14 protein-coding genes are annotated in these 11868 nt (G+C 39.3%); 9 read left to right on the forward strand and 5 right to left on the reverse strand.

The annotated features are described in order from the left end of the window. The first annotated feature begins 8 nt into the window (after window positions 1–8). The 9 genes from J7Q78_RS09315 to J7Q78_RS09355 are packed head-to-tail and all read left to right on the forward strand — an operon-like array spanning window position 9 to window position 9159. Window positions 9–2768, forward strand: coding sequence for a phage tail protein (locus J7Q78_RS09315; protein ID WP_208422096.1), 2760 nt, complete (start codon window positions 9–11; stop codon window positions 2766–2768). A gap of 9 nt (window positions 2769–2777) precedes the next feature. Continuing rightward, window positions 2778–3620 carry a phage tail domain-containing protein gene (locus J7Q78_RS09320; RefSeq protein ID WP_208422095.1) on the forward strand — a complete coding sequence of 281 codons (843 nt, stop codon included), beginning with the start codon at window positions 2778–2780 and terminating at the stop codon, window positions 3618–3620. An 8-nt stretch (window positions 3621–3628) separates the two neighbouring features. Next, complete coding sequence (locus J7Q78_RS09325; RefSeq protein ID WP_208422094.1) at window positions 3629–5731, forward strand: phage tail protein; 2103 nt, start codon at window positions 3629–3631, stop codon at window positions 5729–5731. Then, entirely contained in the window at window positions 5731–7176 is a 1446-nt protein-coding gene (locus J7Q78_RS09330; RefSeq protein ID WP_208422093.1) for a BppU family phage baseplate upper protein, read from the forward strand. The genes J7Q78_RS09325 and J7Q78_RS09330 overlap by 1 nt, the downstream gene beginning before the upstream one ends. A gap of 13 nt (window positions 7177–7189) precedes the next feature. Then, window positions 7190–7480, forward strand: coding sequence for a hypothetical protein (locus tag J7Q78_RS09335; protein ID WP_208422092.1), 291 nt, complete (start codon window positions 7190–7192; stop codon window positions 7478–7480). After that, window positions 7473–7598, forward strand: a complete 126-nt coding sequence (locus tag J7Q78_RS09340) for an XkdX family protein (protein WP_208422091.1) — start codon at window positions 7473–7475, stop codon at window positions 7596–7598. Before J7Q78_RS09335 ends, J7Q78_RS09340 begins: the two co-directional genes overlap by 8 nt. 6 nt (window positions 7599–7604) lie before the next feature. Next, window positions 7605–8075: a phage holin family protein gene (locus J7Q78_RS09345; RefSeq protein ID WP_208422090.1), complete on the forward strand. Its 471-nt coding sequence runs from the start codon at window positions 7605–7607 to the stop codon at window positions 8073–8075. Beyond that, window positions 8072–8350, forward strand: coding sequence for a phage holin family protein (locus tag J7Q78_RS09350; RefSeq protein ID WP_208422089.1), 279 nt, complete (start codon window positions 8072–8074; stop codon window positions 8348–8350). Before J7Q78_RS09345 ends, J7Q78_RS09350 begins: the two co-directional genes overlap by 4 nt. Continuing rightward, window positions 8350–9159 carry an N-acetylmuramoyl-L-alanine amidase gene (locus tag J7Q78_RS09355; protein ID WP_208422088.1) on the forward strand — a complete coding sequence of 270 codons (810 nt, stop codon included), beginning with the start codon at window positions 8350–8352 and terminating at the stop codon, window positions 9157–9159. The genes J7Q78_RS09350 and J7Q78_RS09355 overlap by 1 nt, the downstream gene beginning before the upstream one ends. A gap of 558 nt (window positions 9160–9717) precedes the next feature. Here J7Q78_RS09355 and J7Q78_RS09360 read toward each other — a convergent pair. The 5 genes from J7Q78_RS09360 to J7Q78_RS09380 form a co-directional block, all read right to left on the reverse strand. Further along, the gene (locus J7Q78_RS09360) at window positions 9718–10257 is read right to left on the reverse strand and encodes a helix-turn-helix domain-containing protein (protein ID WP_208422087.1); all 540 of its coding nucleotides are present in this window, start codon (window positions 10255–10257) and stop codon (window positions 9718–9720) included. Window positions 10258–10270: 13 nt separating this feature from the next. Beyond that, complete coding sequence (locus J7Q78_RS09365) at window positions 10271–10705, reverse strand: hypothetical protein (protein ID WP_208422086.1); 435 nt, start codon at window positions 10703–10705, stop codon at window positions 10271–10273. 121 nt (window positions 10706–10826) lie between these two features. Beyond that, window positions 10827–11282, reverse strand: coding sequence for a hypothetical protein (locus tag J7Q78_RS09370; protein WP_208422085.1), 456 nt, complete (start codon window positions 11280–11282; stop codon window positions 10827–10829). A 2-nt stretch (window positions 11283–11284) separates the two neighbouring features. Beyond that, window positions 11285–11545: a hypothetical protein gene (locus J7Q78_RS09375; protein ID WP_208422084.1), complete on the reverse strand. Its 261-nt coding sequence runs from the start codon at window positions 11543–11545 to the stop codon at window positions 11285–11287. A 19-nt stretch (window positions 11546–11564) separates the two neighbouring features. Beyond that, window positions 11565–11738: a hypothetical protein gene (locus J7Q78_RS09380; RefSeq protein WP_208422083.1), complete on the reverse strand. Its 174-nt coding sequence runs from the start codon at window positions 11736–11738 to the stop codon at window positions 11565–11567. Window positions 11739–11868: the final 130 nt, after the last annotated feature.

Here is an 11868-nt window from a genome sequence, read left to right on the forward strand (position 1 = left end):
GGGAACAGATGAGCTTTGATGGTTCTATGAAAGCTGTTGTTAGTGCGGATATAACAAATTACCTTAACGGGATGGATAAGGTCGCAACAACTGCGGCAGGCGTTTCTGGGAAAGTTAACGGCTCGCTTGGAGGCATGGGCAATGGTGCCAAAGCCGCTACTGAGAAAACCGGATTTTTGAATACAAGTATTGGCAAAATTGCGGCGGGAGTTGGCGCAGTTAGCCTGGTATCTAAAGGCATAGGTGTTTTAAAAGATAGTATTGGTGGCGCTATCGGTCGTTTTGATACATTAAATCAATATCCAAAAGTAATGGCTCAAATGGGATTTTCTACTGATGATACTACTAAGTCGGTAGGTATTTTAAAAAAGGGCGTAGATGGATTACCAACTTCATTACAAGACTTAACTAAGAGCGCCCAAAGTTTTGCCATCCTTGAAAAAAGTGCAACTGGCGGAGCTAAAACGGCGACTGCTTTAAATGATGCCTTCCTCGCATCTGGTGCGAGCGCTGCAGATGCTTCACGTGGCGTTGAACAATATAGCCAAATGCTTTCAACTGGTAAAGTTGATTTAATGAGTTGGCGTACACTTCAAGAAACAATGCCATATGCATTAACAAAAGTTGCTAAATCATTTGGCATCACTGGTAAAAGTGCCGAACGCGATTTATATGACAAGCTAAAGTCCGGCGATATTACAATGGATCAATTAAATAAGCGATTCACTGAATTAGATGGTGGTGTAAATGGCTTTGCAGCTACTGCAAGAACTGCTACTAGCGGTATTGGAACTTCGTTTACCAATATGAAAAATGCTGTGGTTAATGGCTTAGCAAACACTGTAACTGCCATTGATAACGGATTAAAGAGTGCCGGTATAAAAAATGGTATAGCTGGCGTATTTAACAGTATAAAATCGTCAATAATTTCTTCGTTTTCAGCGATTAATAAAGCAGTAGAAACTGCTATACCTCCAATAATATCTACAATAAAAGGACTAATTGATTTTGTTAATAAAAATCAGGATTGGATTAAGCCTTTAGCACTAGGAATAACTGCAGGGATAACTGCTTTTAAAATATGGACTGGTGCGATAAAAACTTGGCAAACAATCACTAAAATTGCCACTGGAGTTCAAGTTGCTTTTAACGCTGTGGTTGCAGATAATCCCATTGGATTAATCGTGTCTGTGATAGTAGCGGTGGTGGCAGCGCTTGTATACTTTTTTACACAGACCAAAACTGGCAAAAAAGTATGGCAAGATTTTATTAGTTTCTTAAATAAAGCTTGGAAAGCATTAACTCAAGTAGCTTCAAACGTATGGGGAGCGATATCGGATGCTGTTACAGGTGCAGCCGAAGGAGTGAAAAACGGTTGGGATAGTGTTGTTACATTCTTTTCGAATCTATGGACAAACATTACTACATCAGCTACGAATACATGGACATCATTTACCGGCACTTTGTCGAGTATTTGGGGAGGTGTCATATCAGTTGCACAAAGTATCTGGGGAGCTATTTCTGGGTTCTTTAGCGGACTGTGGACAGAAATTGTAAATGTCGCAACAACCATTTGGAACACTTTTGCACCCTCTCTTACAGCTATTTGGCAAGGCATCGTTACTGTTGCACAAGGCGTATGGGAAATCTTGAAGTCCGTTATTATGGGCCCTATTTTAATTGTAATTGATTTTCTAACGGGTAGCTGGACTCAGTTAGGAGCCGATCTACAACTTATTTGGAGCAGCATAGTAACTGGGGCATCAACAATATGGAATGGATTAGTTACGTTTTTTACTGGAATACTAAATTTCATCGAGACTTACTTTTCTACTGTTTGGAATGGCATTTCGACCCAGGCTGTCGCTATTTGGAATGGAATTGTAAGCGCCGGCCAAGCAATCTGGAACGGATTTGTTTCTGCGCTTAGTGCAATCTGGTCAGGATTGGTCAATTCTGCAATCGCATTCTGGAATGCTCTTAAAAACGGAACAATTAGCATATTTAACGGGATTGTAAATGGTGCTGTAGCAATTTGGAACGGTCTAGTATCGGGTGTCAAAGCACTTGTAAATGGACTCGTTTCAGGTGTGGTCAGCATGTGGAACGGTCTTAGGTCGAGCGTTGTTTCAATTGCTAACGGTATTAAGGATGGAGCTATTAATGCATGGAACGGTTTGGTATCCGGAGTTAAAAATATTGTGTCAACGGTTGTCGGAGTATTTGACGGATTGCGTCATATTGATTTATTGGCGGCTGGTCGAGCGGTTATCAATGGATTCGTTAAGGGTCTAAAGGGCGCTTGGGAAGCTGGTAAAAAATTCATTAGTGGAATTGGCGACTGGATTCGTGAGCACAAAGGCCCAATTAGTTATGATAAAAAGCTTTTAATTCCAGCTGGTAATGCCATTATGACCGGTTTTGGAAACGCGCTGGATAATAGCTTTTCAAATGTCAAGTCTTCAGTTAGTTCGTACGCAGGACAACTATCTGGAGCAATGAACAATGTTTCTTTTAATGGCGCTATTAGTAAAGTTCAAGGATTTGCTAATCAGCTGCAAAATCCTAATGTAGGATTGGTAGCTAATACTAGTTTGCACTCCGGAACGACAAGCCTCTCTGAAAATATGGATCAAGACATTTTAAATGCACCCAGCTCAGTAGTTAACTTAACTGTTGAACAAAACTGGGATGGTGATAAAGTTTACTATTCAATCAAAAACAAGGATGCAAGAGAACGCGTTCGCATCAATGTTATCAAAAAGTAGGTGAAAGAAATGGATTTACTAATAGATAAAGGCGGTGGTTCTTACCGCCTATCAGAATTAGGAATTGTTGTTAAAGATGTAAAGGCTACCGGTCCAAAATTAAACCCAACAAGAAATAATGTTAATTTCAGAAATGGAAAAATATATTACGGATCAGTTTACGAAGAAAAAAATATTACTGTAACTGGAAGCTACTATGCTGTGGACGAATATGATGACCAGCTAATACAAGATAGAATAAACTCGCTAATCATGACTTCTGAGCCATTTTACGTTAGCAAAATGTACAGCGTTCAAGGGTTGTATGAATTTGAGCGTCCAGGTGAAACAACTAATCCAGATTTTACAAACTTTGCAAATCAACGTGCATATCATTATCGATGGCGCGTTATAGCAAGTGATAATGTTGATTATGATTTTCAAGGTAAAAGCGGTGCTGGGTTACTAACTAACATCACAATTTCTTTAACAACTGCGGACATTCCGTATGGTATATCTCAGCCACAGGATATCGATTTAACAGGACAGTCTTACTTATCTTATAAAGGAACAGCCGTGTGTTCACAGTTAGAGTGGCCGTTTTCAATAAATATGGTTGCTAATTCTGCTCAAGGTAGTGGTTTTAGTCTCACTATTGGCAATCAACAGTTTACTTATGCAGGTGCTGCAATAAAGCAAAATGATGTTTTTGAATTAAAAGGAGATTCTTTCTTATTGAATGGTCTAAATATTAACGATAAGACAAACATTCAATACTTTTCTATCGGGCCAAGTAGTACAGGAGTAATCCCAATCTCAACAGATTTCAAAGGGACGATAGTGATCAAAAATATGGTTAATATGTATTTATAAGGAGCATTATGATTAAGTTTAAAAATCACAAAAAAGAAACGTTATTAGCACTAGCAGATGTTACATTTAAACACACTGTAAATGGCGAGAAGTCGCTTTCCGGGACAATATACACTAATGACGATGTTTTAAACAAGATTGATAGAGGCTGGTCGCTAGAGTTCAACAATGAGGTATATTACATCACATATGCAAAGCCCAATGACTTAGGGAATGGAATAACTGTAGAATTTGATGCTGTACATGAATTCTTTTATAGAATGGGGAAAACTTCAGTATATGAGCAATTACCAGACGGGTCACATACGGCACAAGTCTATTTGGATTTCATCTTCAAAGGCAGTGAGTACTCCTACCAATTAGGTGTTGATGTTCCAGCTTTTGAAAAACAAAGTTTTGGTATGGATACTCGACTATCCCTATTTAATAACTTCATCAACCAAACTAAAACAGAATTTTCAGTATCTGGCAAGACCGTTTCGATAGTTGAAAAAAATGGAAGCGACTTATCGACAGTTGTTCGAAAAGGATTTAACCTACAAGAGCTTGGGTTAGAGTACAATATCGGCGATTTCGTAACATATGCCAAAGGGTTTGGTGCTTACACTGATGAAGACGATCATAGTAAAGGTAGATTAACTGTTGAGTATACTAGCCCTCTAGCTAGCGTATATGGAAAACTAGAAGCAAAGCCGATTAGCGATGAGCGAGTTACCAATAAAGACACTATGATGGCTAATTTGAAGAACGCTGTTGATGGGTCATTTTCTATTTCAGTTTCATTGAGTATGGAAGATTTACAACAAGCGGGCTATGAATATGCTATACCAAGGCCGGGTGATTATATTCTGGCTGTAGATGAATTGCTGGAGTTTAATCAGAAAATTAGAATCATAAGTGTTTCAACGCAATATGATATAAATGGCGAAAAACAGCAGACTTCTGTGACGTGCAATTCACTTAGTGCAGCTGATAAAAACAATGAAGCAGACGCTAAAACATCTGATACAATGAATGATATTATAAATGGCAACGGTGTTATTCCTAACCATTGGCTAGAAGATGCAACTGAAATTGCGACCAAAGCACTAATTAATACTCAAACTGAACTAAAATTTACTAATAACGGCATATTGGCAATCGATAAGACGAATGCTAATAATGTCGTTATTTTTAATTCAGCAGGACTTGGCGTTTCAACAGATGGGGGCAAGACGTTTGCCAATGCTATTACTGGCAACGGAATCAACGCGACTGCTATAACAACCGGCTCGTTGAAAGCTATCGATATTATAGGTAGCACAATCACTGGTAGTATATTTCAAACTACCGATTCAAACGGTTTTAAGATGTCTCTAGCGAGGGGCGGAATCAGTTTTAGCGAAGAAAATAAGCCGGTAGGTAGCATTTCAACGGTCAATGATGCTGGTACCGGTAAAGCTAATGGTGTGGCATGGTTCAATTTACCCGGATATTCGATTGGCTTAAATCAAAGCAACGCAGCTGGCACATATTCCCATCCATTGATATCAGTCCCGACAGACTCAACCTATGAGAATCCATTTTGGTCAGTAGATGGACCGTTTAAGGGGTCGTTGAGGTCAATACAAGATGTTTTGTGGATTTCATCACACCGACAAGTTGTTATCAGCGGGAATAACGGTCAAACTAATGCGTTTAATGTTTACGGTGATCATGTTGATGTTCTGGGTAACTTCACAGTCTACAACGGGAGCAAAAATGCTGCGCATGTAACACGTGATGGCCTACGAGCCACACCGGCATACGAAACTGCCGAATCATATTTAGGCGATATTGGTGAGTCCAATACTGGCGAACAATCTTCGGTTACTATTCCGATTGATGAACTTTTTGGCGACACTATTAATACAGATTATGCTTATCAGGTATTTATTACACCGTATAGCAACGCAACTATCTGGGTTGAACAACGAAATCCAGATAGTTTTGTTGTGCGCTCAAATAAGCCTAATGCTCAATTTGGATGGGAATTGAAAGCGAAACGGCGCGGTTACGAAAAAGAAAGACTGGTTAAATTAGAAATGACATACGATGAATTAAGAAAAATGAGTGAAAGTGAGGGCAAATAATGGCGAACCAATTAATCATGTTAGACCTTGCGGCTGTTGAATGGACTAACCAAATTGTCAAAGGGCATATAAAAGACGGTGAATTACAAGTATACGATGTTCAAATTAACGAAAATCGTATTCCAAAAGATTTAACTGAATATAAAACTGGACAATTCAGGGGCACTAACTATAAGGGAGAGTTCGTTGCAAAAGATATTGCGGTTACTGCTAAAGATGGTAAATTTACATTTAAGTTTCCCAAAACAGCATTTAGTGTAGCTGGTAATTTTAAACAAGCATACTTTGTATTTACAGATTCCACTGGTGGACAAGTTTCAACAGAAGACTTCAATATTTTAGTACTTCCTGATGCCGATGCAGACTCAACACATGCCGATGCTTTAGTCGATGAATACAACAAGTATGTTAAACAACTACAAGATGCATACAATAATGCAAAAGCGGGTTGGGACAAACAAATTGCTGATTTAAAAAACAAGATTGCTGAACTGAAAGCATCTATTGATAAATTAGATTTCTATACAAAAAGCCAAGCTGATAATCGCTTCCTAATTACGAATGTTGGCACTATTGGCGCTGACACTGATTGGAATACGGCAAACAGTCAAGGTATTTATGCAGTTAACGCCGCAAAAGGTGCTAACTGTCCAACAGGCACGACAGCGGTTTGGGGCAATTTATTGGCGCTAAAAGTTGGGGGAACAATCCGACAAAGTTTTTTGGGAGCGACAACTGGGGGAGTCGACTATGTTCGATCTTATTCAGGAAGCCCAGCTAAATGGGGTGCGTGGACGAAAACCATCACAGACGGTACTTCTGAAAACTGGCAACATCATAAAATATTTAAGGACAATGATTTTACTTTAGCGACATGCCCTAAAGGCACTGACTTTGGTGACTTTCTGAAGTCAAATTCTGTTCCGGTTGGTTTTAGTATCATTAGAGATAATAATACTGCTATGAATGCCATGGTTATTAAAGAAAACAATAATTATGCCTTTGCTTATTCTGGTGGCACTGCTAATGATTTCGTAAGGTTTAGCGTTAATAAAGGCGTAGCTAGTGGCTGGATGCGTTCGTTAAATACAACAGATTTGCCAGTAATTAGCAACTGGGGAAACTTCACTATGCGTAATGGATTTACCGGCGATATGCACTACCGAACTACAACCTATCCTGGTGGAAAGGTTTGGGTAGATTTAAGGGGTAGAATCGCTAACATAAACGGTCATGTACCTAATTTTGTCTGTGACTTCCCTAAAGAATTAGTACCAACACGTGAATTGGCAATGAATTGGGCTCAACCTCGTAATAACGAATTGATAGGGGCGGGTGTATCTATCGGCGGAGAGAGCACAAGTATTCGTCTGAATTTTCTAAATGGCACTACGCCATCTAACTTCATTGAAGTTTGGCTTAGCTATTGGACAGACATAGTCTAAGGAGATGATTGAAATGGAAGCAACTAGATGGTATTTATTTGACCCCGAAACAGGAAAGTATTTGTTTAACTATGTTGATGAGACCGATTCAAGTTTAGAGGATAGGCCTGGTGCAACTACTATTGACCCAGGGGATATTATGAATCCTGTTTGGGACGGAGAAAAGTGGCAGCAAGGTAAGGCACCGGAGCCAGTAGTACCAGAACCAACTGAGCAAGACCAGATTAACGCAACCTTGATTAAACAGAATTTGCAATTAACGAAGGAGTTAAATGCGTTAAAGGGGGATAAGTCGAATGGTTGATGCGTACAGAGATTTATTTAAAAAAGGGCTGCTGGAATTAAACGACATCCAAGACATGTTAGATTTGGGTGTTATTACTGAAAGTGAATATCAAGAGATTACAGTTAAGGAGGAATAGCATGGTTTGCAAAGATTAATAGATAAGATGATAAGTAGCCACAGCTTTTTGATTGGATTAACAATCGCTGTTCCTACTTGGCTTTATAGTGATCATCCGACAATCGAACATGCCGCTATGATGTTAGTTTTGATTATAGTGTTTATTCTTGATACTATTTCAGGAATAATTTTAGCGCATAAATCGCACAGAATGTTAAAGACAAGTCACGCGGGTATAGATGCCCTTTTGCGTGACTTTTTAATTGTCGTAGTATGTACCGCATGCATGGCGATTGACTTTGTACTTAAAACAAAGTCGTTTGTCTATGCTTTTTTTACCGGCGCTTTTATTGGCCAAACTTTTTACTCGTTTTTAGGAAATGTGGCTGCATTGGGATGGGCTAGATATTACCCGATGTGGCTTTTTGATTGGATTCAAGATGAAATGGTAGCAAAATTACACAAATATTTTCCCGGAAAGGATGACAAAAAATGATTGAAATTATTCAAGCAGCAATGGCAAGCGCTATTGCGATGGTGGCCGTATTAGTCGGCTTAGTAACATGGGGCATTAAGCAGACAAAGGTTGATAATCGCTGGTTACCGTTAATCGATATGGTAGTCGGCTTTTTAATTGGAGTTGTCGCATTCTATGCAATGCCCGGCCAGTTCGAAACACTATTAATCGCTGGACTTGACGGCGCGATTGCTGGATTAGTAAGTGCTGGTGGTTATGACGCAATTAAATCTATTCTAGGGGGTGCAAAATAATGGCAAGACGTTTTAGCAATTTAATTACAAGTGAAAACCCAAATCCAATGTATGGGGGCAGTCGCAATGGTGTGGGTATTGATCGCATTGTCATCCATCACAACGCGACAACCAACAAGAATGTGGCTATGAGTACGTGGTATACTAGTTCAGGCAATTGGACTTCGGCGCACTATGAAGTGACACCTGATGAAATTATTGGTTGTGTTGAAGAAACATATGCAGCTTATCACTGTGGTGGTACAGGTGGCAGCGACGTGCCTAAGATGAGCAATCCAAACGAACGTTCAATTGGCATTGAAAACGTCAATTCTACAGGCGCACCTAGTTGGTCGGTTGATCCGCGGACAGTGGCAAACACAGCTAAATTAGTGCGCGACATCTGCGATTACTATGGCATTCCTTGCGACCGTCAACACGTATTAGCCCACAACGAAGTAACAGCCACAGCATGCCCAGGCGGGTTAGATGTTGATGAAGTGGTACGCTTAGCCAATGGTGGTTCAGCGTCGACGACACCCCAGCCTGTAGCGCCAACCCCAAAGCCAGCAGCAAGCAATATTCCATCAGGATTTACGCCTGAAAACGGCACCTTCGTTAATGGCGATACTCAAATCATGAACCGTATTGGCGCACCAAGCACAAGCGCACAGCAAGGCGGTTATTTGCCCGCTTACGGTGAATGGCCATATGATTCATGGGCTAAAGTCGGCAACTACACATGGATCCATCATGTATACAACGGGCAGCATATTTACTTGCCAGTGAGAGAGTGGCCAAGCGGCACCGCCTGGGGAACATTTAAATAACATAAGCACAAAAAAGCCCTCGTTTGAGGGCTGTACATAGAAATAAATAATCCAAAAGTGTTATACTGTATATAGTAAAACAGCAAAAGAAAAAAGCCTACAAATGTTGGCTCGCTTGCTAGCACATTTAGCAGACTTTTAATCCGGTTATTTCTTTTCAAAATAATAAGCAGCAAGTGTTACGATAATGCTAATTACCATTTTTAAAGAAATTGTGATAGTTATAGACAACAGGGATACCCCCTTATCGTTAATTTAGTTATCATTGGTCAGATGATTATTAACGACGATTAAATTATAGCATATATTTGCTTGTTTTTAGTAGTAACTTCATATCGAGCAGAATGTTGACAAAAAATGAACCCTATCGTATTATATGGTTGTGATTGTTATATGAATAACAGGGACCCTTGGGTAGGTTTGGTCACCTATCCGAAGTTCTTTTCTCGTTGTTCTTCTCCTTTCTCTTGCTTGGTCTTTGCCAACAAGTCAAAGGATACATATAATTAATAAGCCTAACTCACTAAATTGTGGGTTAGGCTTATTTTTTATGGCTTTTTAATCAACTTTAATTTCATATTTTTGGGCTACTTTTAAAAGAGCAGGTTTAACTTCGGATGGCAACACGTTTAAATTGTCCGTGTATTTGTCAGTGATTTCGTCCTTGTTTTGAAGGGTAACGCTCATTACAATGTCATCATCCACAGATAAATCAAGGGTAATTTTTTCGTCAAGTCTATTAATCTTGATTAAATCTTCAAACGCTGCGCATGCTTCTTCAAATTCGTCGTATTCATACACTTCATCACTAAATAATGAGTCATCGTCGTTCCAAATTGTCGTTAAAATTGTGAATGTGTGTTCTTCGTTGAATGCCATGCTTAATCCCTCCAATTTAATTAATTCATTTAAAATATCGCCAGGTGTTTTGCCTAGAATATCGGCAATAGCTCTAATCGCCTTAATGTTATTTTGTTCTGTGATGTCGACTTTCGAGTTAATAATTGCTGCCACTGATGATGATGGTTTGTTCATTAATTTAGCGATCATAGCTTGTGTAATACGGTTGTCTTTTAAGTAGTTATCTAATAGTGTCATTTTGCACTCTCCTTTATTTTGAAAATCCAACATAGTTAATATCTGCGATTGTATCAGTTACTTGTTTCTTAATTTTGAAATCAATTGAGTAGGTTTGACCTTCTTGCAATTTAGAAGCAACGTAGCCATTTAACTTTGTTGACCATGAGAAGACGTTGCCTTTAACATCTTCAAAGATGAATTCTGCTACACGGCCATAAAATGTATCGCGGATACTGTCTAAGCGTTTGAAAGTAACTGTTTTGCCCATGACATCTTTATCGCTGTCAAACTTACGTGAGCTTGAATTTAATGAACTTTGAACGTCTGCGACTGCTTGTTTAGCACTCTTCCAAGCACGTTTCAAGCCATCTGATAAGTATTCAACAGCATTACCGCCTAAACGTTTTGCTGATCCTTTAGCCATTTGCCAAGCTGTTTTGAATAACTTTGATTTATTGATTGCCATGTTTAAAACTCCCTTTCCTTAACTTATGTACTTAGTATAACGTAATTACGTAACCTTGTCAACGTAATAACGTAAAAAAATACGTAATATTTTAATTAAATAAAAAAGCCCTCGAAAGGGCTTAGTCATTTAGATCATTCAAAAGTGCATCAACCGCAGCTTGTCGCGCTTGAGCAGCTTCTTCAACAGTAGGGAAGGTGCCAATACGATGCCGCTTGCCTTTAACAGTAACTTCAGCGGCATAATGGATTGAGCCATCGCGGTATTTAACCACCTTTACGCCAGTTATACCGGTTGAGCTATCCGATCTAACCTTACGTTTCGAATCTAACAGGAAGGTAGCGACGTCTTTTTTCTTCTTATTCTGATAACCACGCCTTAATCCAGTGTGGTTTACATCGCGCTTTAAGTGCCCGCAGCTCACAATAGCACCAGATTTAAGCTTGTTACTCGGCACAGTGGTTTGGTTGCCACATGAGCATTGGCACAGCCATGCAGCGTGGTTTCCAACATTACCGTTTCTAGCGATTACTTTCAGCTCACCAAACTTTTGCCCAGTTAAATCTAAAGCGACCATCTTCATTCCTCCTTAAATCCGCGATACTCAACAGGCAAGCCACTAGCAAGCAGCTTTTTAAGCACGCTTTTGTATTCGTCTAACTCACTGAATGGCACTGAACCAAGTGCATTACTCCAAGTGGCGCCGTGGACGTCGTCAATGAAAAAGTTATAGCTTCCGTCGTAAACGTTTTTAACGACTACTAATGAATAGGTGTGGCCAGGCAATTTCTTGTACATTTGTTTAAACGATTCTAGAATTTGACGCTCATTGTCGGACATGCGGATCACCTCGCAACAATTATAGCGTAAATTCAGGTAACGTTTCTACTAAATCTAACAACGTCTGAAACCAGATGCCAGCTAGTATTTCGTTTTGAAATTCTAGGCTGAAATGTTCAGTTCCTACTATATTAATAGTTGAGTTTTCTAATTCTACAAAAATACCTAATTGTTCGAGTTCTAATACTATCATTTAATCACCTCGTACTTAGCTACGCAAAAAAGCGATTAATTTTTTTGGTTAGTCAAAGGGTTAGTCAATTTTTAGAAGTGTTTTAATAACAATGATTAAGCGCCATATAATGAGACCTGTACTCTCCTTA

The sequence above is a fragment of the Latilactobacillus fragifolii genome (genome assembly GCF_905332535.1).
Classification (GTDB): Bacteria; Bacillota; Bacilli; order Lactobacillales; family Lactobacillaceae; genus Latilactobacillus; species Latilactobacillus fragifolii.